Source organism: Micromonospora sp. WMMB235 (assembly GCF_001855515.1).
Taxonomy (GTDB): Bacteria; Actinomycetota; Actinomycetes; order Mycobacteriales; family Micromonosporaceae; genus Micromonospora; species Micromonospora aurantiaca.
Genome location: NZ_MDRX01000001.1, coordinates 4,100,474 through 4,120,556 on the forward strand (window position 1 = coordinate 4,100,474; position 20,083 = coordinate 4,120,556).

18 protein-coding genes are annotated in these 20,083 nt (G+C 71.5%); 4 read left to right on the top strand and 14 right to left on the bottom strand.

Going from position 1 to position 20,083, the window contains the following annotated elements; all coding sequences use genetic code 11:
• Position 1 precedes the first annotated feature (1 nt).
• The 3 genes from mqnP to BFV98_RS17805 form a co-directional block, all read right to left on the bottom strand.
• Positions 2 to 907: a menaquinone biosynthesis prenyltransferase MqnP gene (gene mqnP / locus BFV98_RS17795; RefSeq protein ID WP_013283552.1), complete on the bottom strand. Its 906-nt coding sequence runs from the start codon at positions 905 to 907 to the stop codon at positions 2 to 4.
• A complete protein-coding gene (locus BFV98_RS17800; protein ID WP_071097130.1) occupies positions 907 to 2,364 on the bottom strand; it encodes a menaquinone biosynthesis decarboxylase in 1,458 nt (485 codons plus the stop codon). The genes mqnP and BFV98_RS17800 overlap by 1 nt, the downstream gene beginning before the upstream one ends.
• A 94-nt stretch (positions 2,365 to 2,458) precedes the next feature.
• Positions 2,459 to 3,013, bottom strand: coding sequence for a carboxymuconolactone decarboxylase family protein (locus tag BFV98_RS17805; protein ID WP_071097132.1), 555 nt, complete (start codon positions 3,011 to 3,013; stop codon positions 2,459 to 2,461).
• Between the two features lie 63 nt (positions 3,014 to 3,076).
• On the opposite strand from BFV98_RS17805, the gene BFV98_RS17810 reads away from it, so the two are divergent.
• The gene (locus BFV98_RS17810) at positions 3,077 to 3,547 is read left to right on the top strand and encodes a MarR family winged helix-turn-helix transcriptional regulator (RefSeq protein WP_047891627.1); all 471 of its coding nucleotides are present in this window, start codon (positions 3,077 to 3,079) and stop codon (positions 3,545 to 3,547) included.
• A gap of 8 nt (positions 3,548 to 3,555) precedes the next feature.
• Here the strand turns inward: BFV98_RS17810 and BFV98_RS17815 are convergent, their stop codons facing one another.
• Positions 3,556 to 5,040, bottom strand: a complete 1,485-nt coding sequence (locus tag BFV98_RS17815) for an ATPase (protein ID WP_030273539.1) — start codon at positions 5,038 to 5,040, stop codon at positions 3,556 to 3,558.
• Positions 5,041 to 5,136: 96 nt separating this feature from the next.
• On the opposite strand from BFV98_RS17815, the gene BFV98_RS17820 reads away from it, so the two are divergent.
• Entirely contained in the window at positions 5,137 to 5,361 is a 225-nt protein-coding gene (locus BFV98_RS17820; protein WP_030273537.1) for a hypothetical protein, read from the top strand.
• Here the strand turns inward: BFV98_RS17820 and ccsB are convergent.
• Genes ccsB through hemL form a run of 6 tightly spaced genes read right to left on the bottom strand, consistent with a single transcriptional unit; the run spans position 5,330 to position 11,397 of the window.
• Entirely contained in the window at positions 5,330 to 6,304 is a 975-nt protein-coding gene (gene ccsB, locus BFV98_RS17825) for a c-type cytochrome biogenesis protein CcsB (protein ID WP_013283546.1), read from the bottom strand. The two genes, BFV98_RS17820 and ccsB, sit on opposite strands and share 32 nt — an antisense overlap.
• Positions 6,304 to 7,923 carry a cytochrome c biogenesis protein ResB gene (locus BFV98_RS17830; RefSeq protein WP_071097134.1) on the bottom strand — a complete coding sequence of 540 codons (1,620 nt, stop codon included), beginning with the start codon at positions 7,921 to 7,923 and terminating at the stop codon, positions 6,304 to 6,306. The genes ccsB and BFV98_RS17830 overlap by 1 nt, the downstream gene beginning before the upstream one ends.
• Positions 7,923 to 8,834: a cytochrome c biogenesis CcdA family protein gene (locus tag BFV98_RS17835; RefSeq protein WP_071097135.1), complete on the bottom strand. Its 912-nt coding sequence runs from the start codon at positions 8,832 to 8,834 to the stop codon at positions 7,923 to 7,925. Before BFV98_RS17835 ends, BFV98_RS17830 begins: the two co-directional genes overlap by 1 nt.
• Complete coding sequence (locus BFV98_RS17840; RefSeq protein ID WP_013473521.1) at positions 8,834 to 9,409, bottom strand: TlpA disulfide reductase family protein; 576 nt, start codon at positions 9,407 to 9,409, stop codon at positions 8,834 to 8,836. Before BFV98_RS17840 ends, BFV98_RS17835 begins: the two co-directional genes overlap by 1 nt.
• Positions 9,409 to 10,056 carry a histidine phosphatase family protein gene (locus tag BFV98_RS17845; RefSeq protein ID WP_013283542.1) on the bottom strand — a complete coding sequence of 216 codons (648 nt, stop codon included), beginning with the start codon at positions 10,054 to 10,056 and terminating at the stop codon, positions 9,409 to 9,411. The genes BFV98_RS17840 and BFV98_RS17845 overlap by 1 nt, the downstream gene beginning before the upstream one ends.
• A 3-nt stretch (positions 10,057 to 10,059) precedes the next feature.
• On the bottom strand, positions 10,060 to 11,397 hold the full coding sequence (gene hemL / locus BFV98_RS17850) for a glutamate-1-semialdehyde 2,1-aminomutase (RefSeq protein WP_071097138.1): 1,338 nt from the start codon (positions 11,395 to 11,397) through the stop codon (positions 10,060 to 10,062).
• 157 nt (positions 11,398 to 11,554) lie between these two features.
• Here hemL and BFV98_RS17855 point away from each other — a divergent pair, with 157 nt between their 5' ends.
• On the top strand, positions 11,555 to 11,887 hold the full coding sequence (locus tag BFV98_RS17855; protein ID WP_013283540.1) for an STAS domain-containing protein: 333 nt from the start codon (positions 11,555 to 11,557) through the stop codon (positions 11,885 to 11,887).
• A 93-nt stretch (positions 11,888 to 11,980) separates the two neighbouring features.
• On the opposite strand, the gene BFV98_RS17860 is transcribed toward BFV98_RS17855, so the two are convergent.
• Together BFV98_RS17860 and BFV98_RS17865 are read right to left on the bottom strand one after the other, a co-directional pair.
• Positions 11,981 to 13,573 carry an ABC transporter permease gene (locus tag BFV98_RS17860; protein WP_071097139.1) on the bottom strand — a complete coding sequence of 531 codons (1,593 nt, stop codon included), beginning with the start codon at positions 13,571 to 13,573 and terminating at the stop codon, positions 11,981 to 11,983.
• On the bottom strand, positions 13,570 to 14,529 hold the full coding sequence (locus tag BFV98_RS17865) for an ABC transporter ATP-binding protein (protein WP_030273529.1): 960 nt from the start codon (positions 14,527 to 14,529) through the stop codon (positions 13,570 to 13,572). The genes BFV98_RS17860 and BFV98_RS17865 overlap by 4 nt, the downstream gene beginning before the upstream one ends.
• 53 nt (positions 14,530 to 14,582) lie before the next feature.
• On the opposite strand from BFV98_RS17865, the gene BFV98_RS17870 reads away from it, so the two are divergent.
• A complete protein-coding gene (locus tag BFV98_RS17870) occupies positions 14,583 to 15,107 on the top strand; it encodes a GbsR/MarR family transcriptional regulator (RefSeq protein ID WP_225319687.1) in 525 nt (174 codons plus the stop codon).
• Positions 15,108 to 15,111: 4 nt separating this feature from the next.
• Here BFV98_RS17870 and BFV98_RS17875 read toward each other — a convergent pair whose 3' ends face one another.
• Together BFV98_RS17875 and BFV98_RS17880 are read right to left on the bottom strand one after the other, a co-directional pair.
• The gene (locus BFV98_RS17875; RefSeq protein WP_013283536.1) at positions 15,112 to 15,669 is read right to left on the bottom strand and encodes a two-component system response regulator; all 558 of its coding nucleotides are present in this window, start codon (positions 15,667 to 15,669) and stop codon (positions 15,112 to 15,114) included.
• On the bottom strand, positions 15,666 to 20,030 hold the full coding sequence (locus BFV98_RS17880; RefSeq protein ID WP_047891618.1) for a HAMP domain-containing protein: 4,365 nt from the start codon (positions 20,028 to 20,030) through the stop codon (positions 15,666 to 15,668). Before BFV98_RS17880 ends, BFV98_RS17875 begins: the two co-directional genes overlap by 4 nt.
• Positions 20,031 to 20,083: the final 53 nt, after the last annotated feature.

Here is a 20,083-nt window from a genome sequence, read left to right on the forward strand (position 1 = left end):
TCTACGGCCGCAGGCCGAGCCGGATCACCAGGTCGAGCAGCGCGAGGACGAACAACGCGATGCCGACGAAGCCGTTGGCGGTGAAGAACGCCCGGTTGACCTTGCTCAGGTCGGTGGGGCTGACCACCATGTGCTGGTAGGCGAAGGCGACAGCGGTGAGCGCCAGCCCGATCCACCACAGCCAGCCGAAGCCGACCCAGGCGCCGAACCAGATGAACAGCGCGAACGTCACCACGTGCGCGACAGTGGAGGCGTGCAGCGCGAAGCGCCGGCCGTACCGGGCGGGGACGCTGTGCACGCCGATCTCCCGGTCGATCTCCGAGTCCTGGCAGGCGTAGATCAGGTCGAAGCCGCCGATCCACAGGCCGACGGCGGCACCGAGCAGCCAGGCCGGGCCGGAGCCGTCGAGCGTGCCGGTGACCGCCAGCCAGGCGCCGACCGGGCCGACCGCCTGGGCCACCCCGAGGATGGCGTGCGGCCAGTTCGTGAACCGCTTGGCGTACGGGTAGACCACGAGCGGCACCACGGCGAGCGGCGCGAGCACCAGGCAGAGCGGGTTGAGCAGGGCGGCGGCGGCCAGGAACACCACGAGCGCGACGGCCGCGCCGGTCCAGGCCGTCCGCACGCTCACCGCGCCGGTGACCAGTTCCCGGTTCGCCGTACGCGGGTTCCGCGCGTCGATCCGCCGGTCGAGGATCCGGTTCGCGGCCATCGCGAACGTCCGCGCGCCGACCATCGCCACGGTGATCAGCAGCAGGTCTCCCCAGCGCACCCGGCCGCCGTTGAGCTGCATGGCGGTCAGCGCCGACAGGTACGCGAACGGCAGCGCGAAGACCGAGTGCTCGATGGCGACGAGCTTGAGGAAGGACGAGACCCGGCCGGGTCGCTCCTGTACTGCCGCCGTCATCAGATCCCGTATTCCTTCCAGCGCTTGTCGACGAGCGAGACCACCTCGGGCGACATGCGCATCTCCTCCGGCCAGCCCCGGCTGTAGCCCTCCTCGGGCAGCTTGCGGGTCGCGTCGATGCCCGCCTTGCCACCCCAGAACTGCTGGTACGAGGCGTGGTCCAGGTGGTCCACCGGTCCCTCGGTGACCATCAGGTCGCGGGCGTAGTCGACGTTGCCGAAGGCGCGGAACGCGACCTCGTTGTAGTCGTGCACGTCGCAGTCCTCGTCGACGATCACGATCAGCTTGGTCAGCGACATCATGTGCGCGCCCCAGATCGCGTTCATGACCTTCTGCGCGTGCTTCGGGTAGCGCTTGCGGATCGACACGATCGCGCAGTTGTGGAAGACACCGGCGGCGGGCAGGTCGTAGTCGACGATGTCCGGGATCAGGAAACGCAGCAGCGGCGCGAAGATCCGCTCGGTGGCCTTGCCGAGGCCGTGGTCCTCCTGCGGCGGCTGGGACGTGACGATCGAGTGGTAGACCGGGTCGCGCTGCATGGTCATGCACTCGATGTGCATCACCGGGAACGGCTCGACCGGCGTGTAGAAGCCGGTGTGGTCGCCGAACGGCCCCTCGGGCAGGCGCTCGCCCGGCTCGATGTAGCCCTCCAGCACGATCTGCGCGTGCGCCGGCACCTGCAACGGGACGGTCAGGCAGTCCACCATCTCGACCCGCTCACCGGCGAGGAACCCGGCGAACAGGTACTCGTCGATGTCGGCCGGCAGCGGCGCGCTGGCCGAGTACGCCACCACCGGGTCGGCGCCGATCGCGATCGCCACCGGCAGCCGCTGGCCGAGCCGCTCGGCGACCGCGTGGTGCGCGGTGGAGTTCTTGTGGATCTGCCAGTGCATGCCGATGGTGTTGTGCGAGTGCTGCTGGAGCCGGTAGAGCCCGAGGTTGCGCTTGCCGGTCTCCGGGTGCTTGGTGTGGGTCAGCCCGAAGTTGTGGAAGATCCCGCCGTCACCGGGCCACACCTGCAACCCGGGCAGCCGGTTCAGGTCGACGTCGCCGCCGCGGTAGACCACCTGCTGGCAGGGCGCGGTCTTGACCTTCTTCGGCGGCATCGACTTGAGCTGCATGACCTTGCCCAGGCCGCCCATCATCCCGGAGAAGCCCTGCGGCAGCTCCGGCTTGAGCATGTCGCCGATGCGCTCGCCGATCTCGTCGAGGTGTTCCACCCCGAGCGCCATCGCCATCCGCTTCTCGGTGCCGAACAGGTTGATCGCCACCGGCATCTCACCCCGGGTGGGGCGCTCGAACAGCAGCGCGGGCCCGCCGGCCCGGACGGTGCGGGTGACGATCTCGCTGATCTCCAGCGTGGGGTCGACCGGCGCGCTCACCCGCCGCAGCTCGCCCGCACGCTCCAGCGCCGCGAGGAAATCCTTCAGATCGGTGTACGGGAAGCGAGCCGCCATACCGCCCATCCTCCCGTACCCTCCTGCGGAGGTAAGGACGGGCCCCCTTTTAACGCCTCCGGTAGAGGAGGGGCCCCTTCTTAACACCCGCAGCTCAGGCGGCGGGCTGCCAGGCGTACGCGGCCAGCGGCTCGTCGAGCGGCGCCTCGGTGAGCCGGTTGGCGAACGTGGAGATCGTGTACGTGCCGACGCCGAGCACCACGTCCAGCGCGTGCCGGGCCTGCCATCCGGCGGCGAGCAGCGCGTCCAGGTCGGCGTCGGGGACCGCGCCCCGGTGGTCGAGCACGGCGGCTGTGAACCGGCGCAGCGCCTCCAGCCGGGGGTCGGGCAGCGTCGTGCCGGCCCGCAGCGCCCCGATCAGCTCGGGCGCGGCGCCGTGCCGGACCAGCGTCGCGGTGTGCATGGCCACGCAGAGGTGGCAGCCGTTGCGGGTGGCGACCGTCAGCACGACCACCTCCCGTGCGACCGGGTCCAGGTCGGTGGCCTCGAACGCGGCGTTGGCGGCGAGGAAGCCCTTGAGCAGTTCGGGCGAGCCGGCCATCAGGCTCACGGCGGCGGGCAGGTGACCCAGCGAGCGACGTACTCCGGCCATGACCGGGCGGGCGGCGGCGGGCGCGGTGTCCGGCTCGTACGCGGTGAAGCGGGACATGACAGGGCCCCTCTCGTAAGATGGTCAACGTGGTTGACGGAATAGTAAACGTGGTTGTCGAACATGGCAACGCCTGACCGCCCCGGCTTCGCGCTGCCGCTGCTCCTGCTCGCCGGTTTCCGTACGCTCGTCGACGACCTGCACGCCGAGCTGGCCCGCCAGGGGCACCCCGAGCTGCGCCCGGCCCACGGCGTCGTCCTCCAGGCCGTCGGCCCGGCCGGCACCACCGCCTCCGACCTCGGGCAACGCCTCGGCGTCTCCAAGCAGGCAGCGGGCAAGACGGTGGACCGGCTGGTCGCGCTCGGCTACCTGGAACGCGTGGACGACCCCGCCGACGCCCGCCGCAAGCTGGTCCGGATGACAGCGAAGGGCCGCGACGGGCTGCACCGCTCGGCTGTGGTCTTCGACGAGTTACGCGACCGCTGGGCGGCCACGCTCGGCGCGGACCGGGTCGCCGCCATCGAGGACGACCTGCGCCGGATGGTCCCCGCCGACGTGTTCCGCCTCGACATCCCCGGCTGGTTCGGCGGATGAGCGCCCGCTCAGTGCCCGTAGAGGAGAGCTGGGTCGGCCAGGACCACATCCGCCCGACCGGCCGCGGCCTCGACGAGGTCGTCCTCGAAGCCGTGGCCGCCGGCCAGTAGCAGCCGTGCCCCGGCCGCGTCGACGCCGGGTCGTCGTCGCACCAACAGGGCCCGGATCCGTTCCAGCCGCTGGAGGTCGGCCCGGCCCAGCCGGCGACCCCACTTGACCTCACCGATCGCCAACAACGGGCGGGGGCCGTCGCCAGGTGGCGGCTCGCCCACCGCGACCAGGTCGAGTTCGTGACGCGTCCGGGTGTCCGGGTCGGTCAACGTCGCCGCGCTCACCTCGGCGACGTGCCCGCCGAGAAGCTCGGGTTCGGCGAAGCGGAGCGACCACTGCCGCACGATCTCCTCGAACCGGGGTCCGAGCACCGCGCTGGCGTAGCGGCGCTGTGAGCGACGCCAGACGTCGGCTCCGCGCCGCTGCTCCAGAGCCGTCCACGCCGGACGCATCATGGCCTGGTAGAAGGTGATCAACGGCTCGGTGATCCGGTAGCTGCTGCGACCGCTGCGCAGCGGGTCGGGCTCACGCAGCAGCAGTCCGGCGTCCTCCAGCACGGTCAGCGGGTGCTGGAGGTCGGTGGCCTTCCGCCCGATGTAGCCGGCGATGCCGCCCCGGTTGGCGTTCCCCTCCGCGACGGCGGCGAGGACCGAGTGGTACAGCGCCGTGTCCCGCAGGTCCGGGTCCTCGGCCAGCAGGTACCGGGCCTCACGGAACAGCGGCCGGGCCGGGTTCAGGACCGTCCGCACGATCCACGCGTCGAAGTCGTCCGGCCCGGCCGGGGTGTCGTCCTGGACGTACTCCCGGCGGTACGCGGGGGTGCCGCCGACGACGGAGAAGACGCGCACCGCCAGCAGCGGGTCGTCGATCTGCCAGAAGGCCGCCGCGGCGCGGAAGTCCAGTGGCTGCACCGGCAGTTCCAGGCCGGCCCGCCCGCGCAGCGGCGCCGACCCGGCGAGCAGTCCTCCCATGAAGGACAGCGCCGAGCCGCACAACAACAACCGCGCCCGGGACCCGGTCCGCTCCGGACGCCCGGGCGTCAGCGCATGCTGGATGACCGACGGCAGGTCACGGGCCGCACGCACCAGGTACGGGAACTCGTCGAGGACGACAGTGACGGGGCGTTCCCGTCCCAGCGCGAGCAGCGCGTCGACCGCAGCACCCCAGTCCGGCAGGTGGACGGGGCCGGGTGACCCGGAGTACGCGCCCAGCGCCTCACCCAACCGGCGCAGCGATTCCGTCGACGTCGCCTCGGTCGCGCCGAAGTAGAAGCCCTCGCTCGCCTGCGCCAGTTGGTACAGCAGCAGGGTCTTGCCCTGCCTCCGGCGGCCGCTGACCACGCCGAGCGTCGCGCCGGGCCGGTCGTCGGCCACGAACCGGGCCAGCTCGGCCCACTCGACGTCCCGGTCGAAGATCTCTGCGGGCTTTCCGAACAGCGGCATGCCGACACCACACTTCTTATAACTACAGTTCTAAGAAGTGTAGTCCTACATTCTGCGTCACTGACAGCTTCGCCGACGGCGGTTCATCATCGACGGATGGACGACGCATACGTGGTGGGTGACCCCGACGGCCTCAGCCCGCTTCAGGCCGAGATCCGCGACGCCGTGGCCCGCGAGCTGCACGCCCAGTTCGCGCTGCGGGCGGACCGCCTCGAACTGGCCGACCTGCCGGAGGTGGCCTACCAGGTCACGCGCCGGGTGGACGAGGTGCTGAGCGCGCGCCCGGTCACTACACTCCGGCGTACGAGTGCAGACCGGTGAAGAAGAAGTTCACGCCGAACAGGTTCATCATCACGGTCAGGAAGCCCACGATGGAGATCCAGGTGGCCACGTTGCGCTTCACGCTCGGCGTGGCCCGTGCGTGCAGGTAGCCCGCGTACACCACCCAGGAGATGAACGCCCAGGTCTCCTTGGGATCCCAGCCCCAGGCGCGACCCCAGGCCGCCTCGGCCCAGATCGCACCCGCGATCACCGCGAAGGTGAAGATCGGGAACGAGAAGGCGTGCAGCATGAAGGTCAGCCGCTCCAGCCCGGCCGCCTCCGGGAGGCGGCGGGCCAGGGTGTACGGGAAGCTGCGCCGCCCCTGCTCCCAGCCGGACCGCATCAGGTACGCGGCGGCGGGCACCACGCCCAGCAGGAAGATGCCCGAGGCGAAGATGATCGTCGAGACGTGGATAATGAACCACCACGACTGCAGCGCCGGCATCAGCGGCTCGATCGGCACGTAGAGCTTCAGCTCGGCGAACGCCAGCAGCAGCACCATGACCAGCGTCAGGAACAGCCCGAGCCGGCGCAGCCACGGCTGCTTCCAGAGCACCACGAGCCAGGCCGCCACACCGATCCAGGTGCCGGTCAGCACGAACTCGTACATGTTGCCCCAGGGCATCCGGTCGGCGGCGAGGCCCCGGGTGACCACGGCGCCCAGGTGCACGGCGGCGGCGAGCACTGTGAGCCAGGCGGCGATCCGGCCGGCCAGCACGGCCCGCGCGCCGGTACGGTCCGGGCGCGGCGGCGTGGCCGCGACGGCCGGCTCGTCGATCGTGCCGCCGGCTCCGCCGACGCCCGCGCCGACCAGCTCCCGCGCCGGCGCGGCCGCGGGCACCTTCCGCGCGTTGCCCAGCGCGAACTCCACGGCGTGGCTGATCATCGCGATCAGGTACGCCAGGATCGCGAACGCGACCAGCTGGTCGGAGAGTGCGGACATCAGTCGTCTCCTTCTCGCGCCCGCCGCGCGTCCGGCGCGTCACCGCTCACCGCGGCGACGAGCTGCGCGAACTCGTCGGCGAACCCAGGGTGCTCGGTGCGCGGCAGCCCACCGGCCTCCACCAAACTACTACCGCTCGTCGGAGATCCGCCCTCGGGGGGCGAAACCCGGAACCAGACCCGGCGCCGCCGGGCGAACAGCGAGCCCATCAGGCCCAGCAGCAGCGTGCCGCTCGCCACCAGCAGCAACGTCTGCCCGGGCGCGTGCCGGACCGCGAGCGTGATGTACGGCTTGGTGCCGACGAACTCCAGCGTGCTGCCGTCGTCGAGGGTCCACTTCTCCCCCGGCCGCAGCAGCTTGGTGCCGATCTCCTTGAGCTTGCCGTCGTCGATCTGCCGCCGGTCCAGCGCGTAGACCGAGCCGGGGATGCCCGCGTCCAGCCCGAGGTTGCCCCGGTACGCGGTCAGGTTCACCGCCGGGTTCCGCTCGGCCGGGTACTGCGACGAGACGTACGGCGCGCTCTCCGGCGCGGTCGGCAGGTAGAGCCCGTCGAAGGCGATCTGCTGGTCCGGGGCACGCGCGCCGGTCTTCGGGTCGACGTTGGCGTCCGGGAAGATCGCCACGCCCTCCTCGGTCGCGTTGGAGTCACCGGTACGCAGGAACGGCGCCTCGCTGGTCTGGCTGCGGCCGTACCTGTCGGTGTACTTCAGCAGCGGCGCGTAGCCGTTGCCGAGCAGGTAGACGTTCGCCGAGCCGAGCCGCAACGGCGAGTTGACCGAGAACCCGGCGGTCCGTTCCGCGCCGCCCGGCTCGTCCACGGTCACCGTGGCCCAGTAGCGGGACGCCAGCCCGGACGGCAGGTAGTCGGCCTCGAACTTCTCCAGCGTCAGGCAGAACGGCGGCAGGTCGGAGCTGTCCACGCGCGGGCCGAGCGACGCCTCGGCGTACTGCTGGCGGGTGTTGCAGAAGGCGTTGTCCTCGCCCGCCACCAGGATGCGGTTGCCGTGCCATCCGTACCAGGAACCGAGCGCCACCCCGAGCAGGACGGCGACCAGCGACACGTGGAAGAGCAGGTTGCCGGTCTCCTTGAGGTAGCCCTTCTCGGCGGAGACCTCGTCGCCGCGCACGGTGACCCGCCACCGGCGGCGGCGCAGCACCGCCGCGATCGCCTCGGGGTCGGCGGCGGCCGGGGCCTCCAGCACCGCGTGCTGGGGCAGCCGGTCGAACCGCTTCGGCGCGGCCGGCGGCTTCATCCGCAGCGCGCGGACGTGGTCGCGGGCGCGGGGCAGGATGCAGCCGATCAGCGAGGTGAACAGCAGCAGGTAGATCGCGGAGAACCAGACCGAGCCGAAGACCTCGAACGCGCCGATCTGGTTCAGCCGGGGCGCGAGGTCGGGGTGGTCGACGAACCACTGGTTGACGCGTTCCGGGTTGACGCCGCGCTGGGGCAGCACCGAGCCGGGGATGGCCGCGACGGCGAGCAGGAACAGCAGGATCAGCGCCGTACGCATGCTGGTGAGCTGCCGCCACGAGTTGCGCAGCAGGGCCAGCACCGGGTTGACCCGCCGCCGGGGCGCCTGCGCGGGTGGGGTCGACGGCCTGTCGTCAACGGTCGTCATCAGATGCTCACCTCGCCCACGCCCACGTTCGTCTGCAACCAGATCACCACGTTCACCCAGCCGCCGGTGATCAGCGCCAGGCCGATCGCGATCAGCAGCGCGCCGCCGATCCGGGTGACCCACCGGCTGTTGCGTCGGACGGCGCGGAACACCCCGAGCAGGCGCTGGAAGCCCAGCCCGAAGACGACGAACGGTATCCCCAACCCGAGGCAGTACGCCACGGCGAGCACCACGGCCCGGTCGGTCCCGCCCTCGGTGGCCGCCATGCCGAGCACCGCGCCGAGCGTCGGGCCGGTGCAGGGCAGCCAGCTGAGCGCGAAGACCGCGCCGAGCACCGGCGCGCCGAGCAACCCGGCGGAGGGCAGCCAGCGGATGCGGAACTCCCGCTGCATACCGGGGATCACCCCGAGGTAGCCGAGGCCGAGCACCACCACGAGCGCGCCGATGACGATCTCCAGCGTGCGCTCGTACCGGAAGAAGAGCTTGCCGACGCCGGAGAAGAGGATCGCGGTGGCGACGAACACGACGGTGAAGCCCGCGATGAACAGCAGCGTGCCGGCGAGCACCCGGCCCTTGACGGCGGCGGTGGTCCGTTGCGGCGCCACCCGCTCGGCGACGCTCACGCCACCCGAGCCACCCGAGCCACCCGAGCCACCCGAGCCGCCCGCGCTGCTGCCGGCGGCGGCGCCGGTGTTAAGAAGGGGCCCTTCCTCCACCGGAGGCGTTAAAAGGGGGCCCTTCCTTGCACCCTCCAGGTCGGAGCCGGCCAAGCCGGTCACGTACGACAGGTAGCCGGGCATGAGCGGGAGCACGCACGGGGACAGGAAGCTGACCAGTCCGGCCAGCGCCGCCGCGCCGACCGCGAGCAGCAGCGGGCCGGACTCGGCGAGCTGGCGGAACGTCTCGCCCATCAGCGGGCGCCGTTCGGCGGCGGCGCCTCGGCGGCGATGTCCTCGACGATCGGCCGCAGTTCGTCGCGGGTGACGGCCCGGCGGATCACCACGGCGATCCGGCCCTCGCGGTCGAGCACGACCGTGGCCGGGGTGGTGTTCGGCGGGATGTCGAAGTTCAGCGCCTGACGGCTGGCCGGGTCGAAGATGCTCGGGTACGTGACCCGGCCCTCCTCGAAGGCGATCGCCTTGTCCTTGCTGTCCTGCACGTTGATGCCGAGGAACGTCACGCCGGAGCCCTTGGTGGCCTGGTAGGTGGCCTCCAGGTCGTCCGCCTCGGCGCGGCAGGGCGCGCACCAGGAGCCCCAGAAGTTGACCACGACGACCTGCCCGCGGTCGCGGGAGATGTCGTAGCTGCCGCCGGTGAGCAGCTCACCGCTCACCTTCGGCGTCTTGGAGCGCTGGTCCGGGGCGCAGGTGACTGTGGAACCGTCGGCCGCGCACCGGCTCTCCTGGCTGCCGGAGGAACAGCCGACCAGCGCCGTACCGGCGGTGACGGCGGCGAGCAGGGCGGCGGCGAGCCTCCGGGTGAGCATCAGGCCCCCTTGGCCGTCCGGGCGGTCGGCGAGATCGAGACGAGGTGGGCCGCCGGCTCGGAGTACCCGATACCGACGATCTTGGCGCCGTCGAAGTGGAACGAGGTGAGGCTGGCCAGGCCGCACTGGCGACGGCGCGGGTCGTGCCAGAGGCGCTTGCGCTCGACGTGCCGGCGCAGCGTCCAGATCGGGAGCTGGTGCGACACGAGTACCGCCTCCCGCCCCTCGGCGGCGACCCGGGCGGCGTGCAGCGCGGCGAACATGCGCTCGGCGATGGCCCGGTACGCCTCGCCCCAGGACGGGGTCACCGGGTCGCGCAGCACCCACCAGTTGCGCGGGTCGCGGAACGAGCCGTCACCCGGCGAGACCTTCTTGCCCTCGAACCAGTTCGCGCTCTCGATCAGGCGCTCGTCGACGCCGACGGAGAGACCGAACTGCGCCGCGATCGGCTCGGCGGTCTGCTGGGCGCGCTCCAGCGGGCTGGCCACCACGTGCACCACGGTCCGGTCGGCGAGCGCCTGCGCCGCCGCCTTTGCCATCTGCACGCCCAGCTCGGAGAGGCGGAACCCGGGCAGGCGGCCGTAGAGGATGCCGTCCGGGTTGTGCACCTCGCCGTGCCGCAGCACGTGCACCACAGTCTCCGCCACTGGTTACCCCCCGTGTCCCGCCGCTGCCGCCGCCCGCGCCGCCACCGGCAGGGCGGCGGCGATCTGCTCCCACGCGGCGTCGTCGATCGCGGTCGAGACGAACCACGACTCGAACGCGCTCGGCGGCAGGTAGACGCCACCGGCGAGCATCGCGTGGAAGAACGCCTTGAACGCCGGCACCACCTGGGTCCGGGCGCTGTCGTAGTCGTGCACGTCCGCGTCGGTGAAGAAGACCGAGAACATGTTGCCCGCGGTGGAGAGGCGGTGCGGCACGCCCGCCGCGGACAGCGCCTCGGTGGTCAGCTTGCCCAGCGCGGCGGCGGTCTCGTCGAGCCGCCGGTAGAGCGCGTCGTCGGCCAGCCGCAGCGTGGCCAGACCGGCCGCGCAGGCCAGCGGGTTGCCGGAGAGCGTGCCGGCCTGGTAGACCGGGCCGGCCGGGGCGAGCTTCGCCATGATCTCCGCGCGCCCGCCGAACGCCGCGGCGGGCAGGCCGCCACCCATGACCTTCCCGTACGTCCACAGGTCCGCGTCCGACGGGTCGAGGCCGTGCCATCCGGCGCGGGACACCCGGAACCCGGTCATCACCTCGTCGACGATGAGCAGCGCGCCGTTGGCGTGGGCGATCCGGGCCAGCTCGGAGTTGAAGCCATCGCGGGGCGCGATCACGCCCATGTTGCCGGCGGCGGCCTCGGTGATGATCGCGGCGATGTGCTGCCCCTCGGCGGCGAACGCCTCCTCGACCGCGCGCAGGTCGTTGTACGGCAGCACGATGGTGTCGCCGGCCGCCGCGCCGGTCACGCCGGGCGAGTCGGGCAGGCCGAAGGTGGCCACGCCGGAGCCGGCGGCGGCGAGCAGCGAATCGGAGTGGCCGTGGTAGCAGCCGGAGAACTTGATGATCTTGGCGCGGCCGGTGAAGCCGCGGGCCAGCCGGATCGCCGACATGGTCGCCTCGGTGCCGGAGTTGACGAGGCGCACCTGCTCCACCGGCGTCCGCGCGATGATCTCCTCGGCCAGGTCGACCTCACCCGGCGTCGGCGTGCCGAAGCTGGTGCCGAGCGGCGCCGCCTCGCGCAGCGCCTCCACCACTGCCGGGTGCGCGTGACCGAGGATCAGCGGACCCCAGGAGCAGACCAGGTCGACGTAGCGCCGACCGTCGGCGTCGAAGAGCCACGGACCCTCCCCCCGGACCATGAAGCGCGGGGTGCCGCCGACGGCACGGAACGCGCGCACGGGAGAGTTGACCCCGCCGGGCACGACGGCCTTGGCGCGGTCGAACAGGGCCTCGGAGGCCGGGGCGTCGGCCGGGTAACGGCCGGATCCGGCGGAAAAGGTCTCGGTCACGATGGGGCCATTGTGTCAGCGCCGGAGCGCTGCCTGGCAGGCACCCCGCAACGGGGGTTACCAGGCTCACCCGCCGCTCACCCGCCTGAGCGGCGCGGCGGACCGACGGCGATCCGCTCGACAGGCCCGTCGGTCGAGATCGCGATAGGCTGACCGGGTGGATCGTGCCGAACTGTCCATCACCGTACACCGGACGGGTGACGAAGCCGTGCTTCGCCTGGCCGGTGAGATCGACATGCTCACGGCCGCCCAGCTCTCGACAGTGGTGAACGAGGTGCTGGCGGATCCGCCCCCGCGCATCGTGCTCGACCTGGCCGGGGTCACGTTCTGCGACTCGCAGGGCCTCGGCACGCTCGTGGTGCTCAGCCGCAAGGCCAGCCACACCCAGTGCCTGCTGATGCTCACCAACGTCGGCGACTTCCTGATCCGCGTCCTGGACATCACCGGCCTCCGCAGCGCCCTGATGATCCGCAACGAAGCCACCCCGTAGCCCTCACCCCCCCCCCGCGATCTTGCACTTGCGGCCCTCCGCGCGGGTGATTCGCCCGCTTTGCCGGGGCCACAAGTGCAAGATCAACGCGGGTCAGAGGACGGGGAGGTCGCGGCGGCGGAACGTCAGCAGGCCTGCTGTGGCCAGGGTCACCGCCAGGGCCGTCAGCACGTAGAGCGGGGTGGGGGTCCACGCGTCGCGCAGCACCTGCGGGGTGTGCGTGAACGGGGACACGTCCAGCAGCCACTGGTCCAGCTCCAGCACGGCGCCGAGCTGCCCGAGCAGCACGCAGACCGCCAGCACCACCCACGCGGCGGACGCGAGCCGGGGCAGCAGGCCGTAGAGCAGCACGGCGAGCCCGGCCAGCACCCACGCCGCAGGCACCTGGGCCAGGCCCGCGGCGAGCATCCGGCCCAGCTGGCGGGGCACGTCACCGGTGCTCAGCCCGTACGTCAGGCCGGTGGCCAGCCCGGTCACTCCGAGCACCACGACCGGGCCGAGCAGCGCGAACGCCACGTGCGAGAGCAGCCAGGTCGAGCGCCGCGTCCCGGTGGCGAGCACCGGCTCGGCGTGCCCGGCGGCCTCCTCGGCGCGCATCCGCAGCGCGGCCTGGATGCCGTACCCGGCTGCTGCGAGCCCGGCCAGGCTCAACGTGACCCCCAGGTACGCGTCGGCCATCCCGGACGCGCCGCCGAGCCGGGCCACGATCTCCTCCATCCGCGGACTCCCCTCGACCGACCGGCCGGCCGCCTCGGCCGCGCCACCGAGGATCAGCCCGAGCAGGCCGAACCCGACCGACCACCAGAGGATCTGCCCCCGGTGCAGCCGCCAGGCCAGCCCGAACGGACCGGACAACGCGCCGCCCGCGCCGGCCGGGCCGAGCCGGGGCGGCAGCACGCCCGCGCCCAGGTCGCGGCGGACCGAGATCGGGTACGCGAGCACGGCGAGCAGCACAGTGGCGGCCAGTGGCAGCAGCAGCACCCACCACCGCTCCCCCTCGTACGGGCGGACGCGGGCGGCCCAGCCCAGCGGGGACAGCCAGCTCGGCCAGTCGTTGCCGGCGGTGTCCCCGGCCAGGCGCAGCCCGAACGCGGCGCCGAGACCGGCGAGGCCGATGCCCCGCGCCCCGCCCGCGGTCTCGGTGAGTTGGGCGGCCAGCCCGCCGAGCGTGGCGAAGACGGCGCCGGTCAGCACGGTGACCAGTCCGTACGCGACCGAGCCGCCGACCGGCAGCCCGGTCGAGACGAGCCCGGCGGCGGTGAGCAGCCCGAGCACCAGGTCGGCGCCGTACGTGACGAGCAGCGCGGCGGTCAGCCCGGCGTGCCGCCCGAGCACGCTGCCGCCGAGCAGTTCCCGTCGCCCGGCTTCCTCCTCGGTGCGGGTGTGCCGGATGACGGTGAGCAGGCTCGCCAGCGCGACGATGAGCAGCAGGAAGCCGCTGCGCTGGGCGGTGAGCGCGCCGACGCTGTCGCCGTACGCCGGGCCGAGCAGCGCGACGATCGACGGGTTGCGGGCGGTGCCCTCCAGGTACGCGGCCCGCTCGGCGGCGGTGGGGAAAAGTTCGAAGAAGCTGGCCGCGTACGTGATCGGCAGTACCGCGAGCACGAGTACCCACAGCGGCAGCAGGAGACGGTCCCGGCGCAGGATCAGCCGGACCAGGTGACGCGTGCCGGTGAGCGCGCTCATGACCGGTCCGCCGTCTCGGAGGGCGCCGCGTCGGAAGAGGGCGCCGCGTCGGAGGCGGGCGCCGCCTCGGACGGCGTCGTCTCGTAGTGCCGCAGGAACAGTTCCTCAAGCGTGGGCGGCGTGCTGACCAGGCTGCGTACCCCCAGCTCGGTGAGCCGGCGCAGCGCGGCGTCGAGCGACGCGGTGTCCACGTCGAAGCGGACCCGCTGCCCGTCCACCCGCAGGTCGTGCACGCCCGGCAGGTCGGCCAGGCCGTCCAGCGGCGCGGTGACCTCGGCGTCGATCGCGGTGCGGTGCAGGTGGCGCAGGTCCCCGAGCGTGCCTGACTCCACCGCCCGGCCGGCCCGGATGATCGTCACCCGGTCGCAGAGCGCCTCCACCTCGGCCAGGATGTGGCTGGACAACAACACGGTGCGCCCGTCCTGCCGGGCACGGCGGACCCAGTGCTGGAAGACCTCCTCCATCAGCGGGTCGAGCCCGGAGGTCGGCTCGTCGAGGATGAGCAGTTCGACGTCGGAGGCGAGCGCGGCGACCAGGCCGACCTTCTGCCGGTTGCCCTTGGAGTAGGTGCGGCCCTTCTTGCGCGGGTCCAGCTCGAACGACTCCAGCAGCTCGGCGCGGCGTTCCGGGTCGAGCCCGCCGCGCAGCCGGCCAAGCAGGTCGATCACCTCGCCGCCGCTGAGGCCGGGCCAGAGCGTGACGTCGCCGGGTACGTACGCGAGGCGCCGGTGCAGCGCCACCGCGTCCCGCCACGGGTCGCCGCCCAGCAGTCGGACGGCCCCCGCGTCCGCCCGCAGCAGGCCGAGCAGCACCCGGATGGTGGTCGACTTGCCGGAGCCGTTCGGGCCCAGGAAGCCGTGCACCTCTCCGGTGCGAACGGTCAGGTCGAGCCCGTCGAGGGCCCGGGTGCGGCCGAAGGTCTTCACCAGGCCGGACACATCGATTGCCGTTTCCATACTTCAGAAGCTACGCTCGTTTCACAAAGTTGTGAAGACTGTAGGGTCACGGGGTGAGTGTCGAGGAGCCGACCATGAACGTGCCGCCCCAGCACGACGAGGAAGAGGTCCACCTCTTCGTCGAGCGGATGGCGATGGCCTTCGCCGACGTGGGCTTCCCCCGGATGGCCGCCCGGGTCCTGTTCACAGTGATGAGCGCCGACGACCCGCTCACCGCGGGCGAGATCGCCGAGCGGCTCGGCGTCAGCGCGGCGGCGGTGAGCGGCGCGGTGCGCTACCTGACCCAGTTCGCCATGCTGGTCCGCGAGCCGGTCAAGGGCTCCCGGCGCGACCGCTACCGGATGCCCGACAACCCGTGGTACGAGGCGACCATCACCAAGACCACGCTCTACAAGAACTTCATCGACATCGCCGCCGGCGGGGTCGACGCACTGCACGGCCGGAGCACACCGGCCGGTGAGCGGGTCGCCGAGATGCGCGACTTCTTCCTCTTCGTACAGGAGGAGCTGGAATCGCTCGGCGACCGCTGGCGGGCCCGGCGGGCCGCGACCGGGCACGGCGGCCCGGCCGGCGGCTGAACCGTCAGCGGGTGTTGCCCCAGCGCGCCTGCTCCAGCAGCTCCACCGCGCGCTCCCGGGTGGACGGGTCGTCGTCGGCGCGCAGCAGCGCCGTCGCCTCGTCGACCGCGTCGGTCAGGTGCCGCCACTGCAGATCCCGTTCCCGCACCAGATCCGACTGGGCGGCGAGTTGCCGCGTCTTCACCCACAGGTCGACGAAGACCGTCACCTTTGCGCGCAGCACCCACGGGTCGAACGGCTTGGTCAGGTAGTCGACCGCACCGGCCGCGTAGCCGCGCAGCGCGAGCTGGGCGTCCTTGTCCGCGGCGGTCAGGAAGATGATCGGTACGTGCCGGGTGCGCTCGCGCCGCTTGATGTGGGTGGCGGTCTCGAACCCGTCCATGTCCGGCATCTGGGCGTCCAGCAGGATCACCGCGAAGTCGTCCACCAGGAGCTGCTTGAGCGCCGCCTCGCCGCTCTCCACCGCGACCGACTGCACCGGGAGACCCTGGAGGATCGCCTCCAGTGCCATCAGGTTCTCCCGCCGGTCGTCCACCAGCAGGGCCTTGGCCGTCTGCGTCACGCGTTCTCCTCGCCTCGGCTCCGGCTGATCCAGGACGCCATCAGTTCGATCAGCTCGTCCAGGTCCACCGGCTTGGTGATGTAGTCGCTGCCGCCGGCGCCGAGCGCCGACTCCCGGTCACCGGGCATCGCCTTCGCGGTCAGGAAGACGATCGGCAGGTCCGCGAACCGGTGGTTGCGGCGGATCTGCGCTGTCGTCTCGTACCCGTCCTGGTCCGGCATCATGGCGTCCATCAGGACGATGTCCACCTCCGGGTGCTCGGCGAGCTGGCGGACGCCGTCCGCCCCGTTGTCCGAGTACAACACGGTCATCCCGTGCAGTTCCAACGCGGACGTCAGCGCGAACACGTTCCGCACGTCGTCGTCGATGATCAGCACGGTCACGCCGTCCAGGCGCCGGGTGGCGGGCGTCTCCTGCGGCTGCGGCAGCTCCATGGGCATGAGCAGCGACGACGGCAGGCCCGCGCGACTCGGCGATGGTGGCGCCGGCGCCACCACCGCGTCCGGCGCCAGCACATCGGGTACGAAGAGAGTGAACGTCGAACCCTGACCGGGCGCGGACGAGACGGTGATCGTGCCGCCGAGCAGGCGGGCCAGGTCACGGCTGATGGACAGCCCGAGGCCGGTGCCGCCGTAGCGCCGGCTGGTGGTGCCGTCCGCCTGCTGGAACGCCTCGAAGATCAGCGACAGCTTGTCGTCGGAGATCCCGATGCCGGTGTCGATCACGGTGAACGCGATCACCCGCTGCGCGTTCGTCAGCGCGGGCACGTCGAAGACGGCGTTGTCGGCCGCCGGGCCGATCCGCAGCGTCACCGCGCCGTTGTCGGTGAACTTCACCGCGTTGGACAGCAGGTTGCGCAGGATCTGCTGCAACCGCTGGGCGTCGGTGACCAGCGCGGGCGGCAGGTCACGGCTGACCCGCACCTGGAAGTCCAGGCCCTTCTCCTCGGCCTGCGGCGCGAACGCCTGCTCGACGTAGCCGCGGATCTCGGCGAACTGGATCTCGGTGGGCTCCACGTCCATCCGGCCCGCCTCGATCTTGGACAGGTCGAGGATGTCGTCGATCAGCGACAGCAGGTCCGACCCGGCGCCGTGGATGGTCCGGGCGAACTCGATCTGCTTCGCGCTGAGGTTGCGCTCCGGGTTCTCGGCCAGCAGCCGGGCCAGCAGGAGCAGCGAGTTCAGCGGCGTACGCAGCTCGTGGCTCATGTTGGCCAGGAACTCCGACTTGTACGCCGACGCGCGGGTGAGCTGCTGTGCCTTCTCCTCCAGGCCGAGCCGGGCCAGCTCGATCTCCCGGTTCTGCGTCTCGATGTTGGCCTTCTGCTCGGACAGCAGCTTCGCCTTGTCCTCCAGCTCGGCGTTGGTGCGCTGCAACTCGGCCGACTGGTCCTGCATCTCGTGCGCCAGCCGCTGCGACTGCGCCAGCAGTTCCTCCGTACGCCGGTTGGCCTGGATGGTGTTGACAGCGACGCCGATGGTGAGCACCAGCCGCTCCAGGAACGCCAGGTGCAGCTCGGAGAACGTGGCCACACCGGCGAACTCGATCACGCCGAGCAGTTCGCCCTCGAACTGGACCGGCAGCACCACCAGGTCGGCCGGGGGCGTGTCGGCCAGCCCGGACCGTACGACGAGGCGCCCGTCCGGCTGCGCCTTGACCCGGATCGTCCGGCGCGACAGGGCGGCCTGCCCGACCAGCCCCTCACCCGGGCCGAACGTGACGTCGTGGCCGCGTGCCACGTACCCGTAGGAGGCGGTGAGCCGCAGCCGCATGCTGCCCTCGGAGCTGTCCGCCAGGAAGAACGCGCCGAGCTGCGCGTCCACCAGCGGGGTCACCTCCTGCATGATCATCCGGCAGACCTCGCCCAGGTCGCGCTGGCCCTGGAGCAGACCACCGATCCGGGCCAGGTTCGAGTCCAGCCAGCCCTGCTCGGCGTTCTTCTTGGTCGTCTCCCGGAGGGTGACGATCATCTGGTTGATGTTGTCCTTCAGCTCGGCGACCTCGCCCTGCGCCTTCACGTTGATCCGCTGGGTCAGGTCACCACGGGTCACCGACGTGGAGACCTGCGCGATCGCGCGCAACTGCGTGGTCAGGGTGGAGGCGAGCTGGTTGACGTTCTCGGTGAGGTCGCGCCACGTACCGGAGACGCCCTTGACCTGGGCCTGACCACCCAGCTTGCCCTCGGTACCCACCTCACGGGCCACCCGCGTGACCTCGTCGGCGAACGACGAGAGCTGGTCGACCATCGTGTTGACGGTGTTCTTCAGCTCCAGGATCTCGCCCTGCGCGTCGACGGTGATCTTCTGACCCAGGTCGCCGTTCGCCACGGCGGTGGTGACCGAGGCGATGTTCCGCACCTGGCTGGTCAGGTTCGACGCCATCGAGTTCACGTTGTCGGTCAGGTCCCGCCACGTACCCGAGACGCCCTTGACCTGGGCCTGACCACCCAGCTTGCCCTCGGTACCCACCTCGCGCGCCACCCGCGTGACCTCGTCGGCGAACGACGAGAGCTGGTCCACCATCGTGTTGACAGTCGACTTCAGCTCCAGGATCTCGCCCTGCGCGTCCACTGTGATCTTCTGCGACAGGTCACCCTTGGCGACGGCTGTCGACACCTGGGCGATGTTGCGCACCTGCGCGGTCAGGTTCGACGCCATCGAGTTCACGTTGTCGGTCAGGTCGCGCCAGGTGCCGGCGACGCCGCGTACCTGGGCCTGGCCGCCGAGCTTGCCCTCGGTGCCCACCTCGCGGGCCACCCGCGTGACCTCGTCGGCGAACGACGAGAGCTGGTCCACCATCGTGTTGACAGTCGACTTCAGCTCCAGGATCTCGCCCCGGGCGTCCACAGTGATCTTCTGCGACAGGTCGCCCTTCGCCACGGCGGTGGTGACCGAGGCGATGTTCCGGACCTGGCTGGTCAGGTTCGACGCCATCGAGTTCACGTTGTCGGTCAGATCGCGCCACGTACCCGAGACGCCCTTGACCTGGGCCTGACCGCCCAGCTTGCCCTCGGTACCCACCTCACGGGCCACCCGGGTCACCTCGTCGGCGAACGAGGAGAGCTGGTCCACCATCGTGTTGACGGTGTTCTTCAGCTCCAGGATCTCGCCCTGCGCGTCCACTGTGATCTTCTGACCCAGGTCGCCCTTGGCCACCGCGGTGGAGACCTGGGAGATGTTGCGGACCTGGCTGGTCAGGTTGCCGGCGAGCTGGTTGACGTTCTCGGTGAGGTCGCGCCACGTGCCGGAGACGCCGCGCACCTGCGCCTGGCCGCCCAGCTTGCCCTCGATGCCCACCTCACGCGCCACGCGCGTCACCTCGTCGGCGAACGAGGAGAGCTGGTCCACCATCGTGTTCACGGTGTCCTTCAGCTCCAGGATCTCGCCCTGGGCGGCCACCGTGATCTTCTGCGACAGGTCGCCCTTCGCCACCGCCGTGGACACCTGGGCGATGTTGCGCACCTGCGCGGTCAGGTTCGACGCCATCGAGTTGACGTTGTCGGTCAGGTCCTTCCATGTGCCGGCCACGCCCGGCACCTCGGCCTGGCCGCCCAGCTTGCCCTCGGTACCCACCTCGCGCGCCACCCGGGTCACCTGCTCGGCGAACAGCCGCAGCGTGTCGGTGAGCGAGTTCATGGTGTCGGCCAGCTCGGCCACCTCGCCGCGCGCCCCGACCGTGATCTTCTGCGACAGGTCGCCCTTCGCCACAGCCGTCGCCACCTGGGAGATCGACCGCACCTGCCCGGTGAGGTTCGACGCCATGGTGTTCACCGAGTCGGTGAGGTCCTTCCAGGTGCCCGCCACCCCGCGCACGTCGGCCTGGCCGCCCAGCTTGCCCTCGGTGCCCACCTCACGCGCCACGCGCGTCACCTCGTCGGCGAACGACGAGAGCTGGTCCACCATCGTGTTCACGGTCCGGCCGATGCGCAGGTACTCACCGCGCAGCGGGCGACCGTCGATCTCCAGCGCCATGTGCTGGGACAGGTCGCCGTCGGCCACCGCCACGATGACCCGGGCGATCTCGGTGGTCGGCCGGCCCAGGTCGTCGATGAGCGAGTTGACCGCGCGCTGCCCCTCCGCCCAGGAGCCGTCCAGGCCCTCGTCGTCCAGGCGCTCGGTCAGCCGGCCGTCGCGGCCGACGATCCGGCTGATCCGCCGCAGGTCCAGATGCTGCCGCTCCTGCAACGACACCACGTCGTTGAAGGCGTCGGCGACCTCACCGGGCAGCCCCGCCCGCCGGGGCAGGCGCACCCGGAGATCGCCGCGTCCCACCCTGCGCAACGCCTCGACCAGTTCGCCGAGGAGCACCTCGTGGTCGGACGCGGACGGGTCAGCGGTCACCGACTGATTCACCGTGGCCATCGATCCTCGCTCCGCTCGGGCTCGTGCCGTCACACGGGCCATCCCATCATTGT

What these genes read in the sequence shown, in the direction of transcription:
- BFV98_RS17820 (WP_030273537.1), top strand. Translation starts at nt 5,137, where the DNA reads ATGGACGACGCATACGTGGTGGGTGACCCCGACGGCCTCAGCCCGCTT.
- BFV98_RS17840 (WP_013473521.1), bottom strand. Translation starts at nt 9,409, where the DNA reads ATGCTCACCCGGAGGCTCGCCGCCGCCCTGCTCGCCGCCGTCACCGCC.
- BFV98_RS17810 (WP_047891627.1), top strand. Translation starts at nt 3,077, where the DNA reads ATGGCAACGCCTGACCGCCCCGGCTTCGCGCTGCCGCTGCTCCTGCTC.
- ccsB (WP_013283546.1), bottom strand. Translation starts at nt 6,304, where the DNA reads ATGTCCGCACTCTCCGACCAGCTGGTCGCGTTCGCGATCCTGGCGTAC.
- BFV98_RS17830 (WP_071097134.1), bottom strand. Translation starts at nt 7,923, where the DNA reads ATGACGACCGTTGACGACAGGCCGTCGACCCCACCCGCGCAGGCGCCC.
- BFV98_RS17865 (WP_030273529.1), bottom strand. Translation starts at nt 14,529, where the DNA reads ATGGAAACGGCAATCGATGTGTCCGGCCTGGTGAAGACCTTCGGCCGC.
- BFV98_RS17835 (WP_071097135.1), bottom strand. Translation starts at nt 8,834, where the DNA reads ATGGGCGAGACGTTCCGCCAGCTCGCCGAGTCCGGCCCGCTGCTGCTC.
- mqnP (WP_013283552.1), bottom strand. Translation starts at nt 907, where the DNA reads ATGACGGCGGCAGTACAGGAGCGACCCGGCCGGGTCTCGTCCTTCCTC.
- BFV98_RS17800 (WP_071097130.1), bottom strand. Translation starts at nt 2,364, where the DNA reads ATGGCGGCTCGCTTCCCGTACACCGATCTGAAGGATTTCCTCGCGGCG.
- BFV98_RS17805 (WP_071097132.1), bottom strand. Translation starts at nt 3,013, where the DNA reads ATGTCCCGCTTCACCGCGTACGAGCCGGACACCGCGCCCGCCGCCGCC.
- BFV98_RS17815 (WP_030273539.1), bottom strand. Translation starts at nt 5,040, where the DNA reads ATGCCGCTGTTCGGAAAGCCCGCAGAGATCTTCGACCGGGACGTCGAG.
- BFV98_RS17880 (WP_047891618.1), bottom strand. Translation starts at nt 20,030, where the DNA reads ATGGCCACGGTGAATCAGTCGGTGACCGCTGACCCGTCCGCGTCCGAC.
- BFV98_RS17860 (WP_071097139.1), bottom strand. Translation starts at nt 13,573, where the DNA reads ATGAGCGCGCTCACCGGCACGCGTCACCTGGTCCGGCTGATCCTGCGC.